Source organism: Luedemannella helvata (assembly GCF_039528415.1).
Taxonomy (GTDB): domain Bacteria; phylum Actinomycetota; class Actinomycetes; order Mycobacteriales; family Micromonosporaceae; genus Luedemannella; species Luedemannella helvata.
In genome coordinates, this window is the sequence record NZ_BAAALS010000140.1 from 1 (window position 1) to 522 (window position 522).

Here is a 522-nt window from a genome sequence, read left to right on the forward strand (position 1 = left end):
CGACGAGGCCGTGGTCGCGTTCTACGAGCAGCGACTGCCGGCGGATGCCACGGACGCGCGCGCGTTCGAGCGCTGGTGGCGCGGCGCGCACCGCCGCTCCCCGGAGCTCCTGACGATGACCGCGGCCGACCTCGTCGGCGACGAGGACGTGAGCGCCGACCGCGGGTTCCCCGACCGGTGGCGCCAGGGCGACCAGACGCTCACGCTCCGCTACCGGTTCGAGCCGGGCGCGTCCGACGACGGGGTGAGCGTGCTGGTGCCGCTCGTGCTGCTCCCCCGCCTCGAGCCGTCGGGCTTCGATTGGCAGGTGCCCGGGCTCCGCGACGAGCTCGTCACCGCGATGCTGCGCACGCTGCCGAAAGTCCTGCGCCGTCAGGTCGTGCCGGCGGCCGAATGGGCCGCGAAGATCGGGGCGGAGCTCCCGGACGGTCCGGAATCCGGTGAGGCCCGTCCGCCCTTCGCCGAGGCGGTCGCGGGCGTGATCAAGCGACTGACGTACGCGCCCGTGTCGGCCGACGACTT

At 74.3% G+C, this 522-nt stretch carries 1 protein-coding gene; it reads left to right on the forward strand.

What is annotated here, in order from left to right:
- A partial coding sequence (locus tag ABD191_RS29150) for a DUF3418 domain-containing protein (protein WP_344089214.1) occupies positions 1-522 on the forward strand: 522 nt, incomplete at both ends.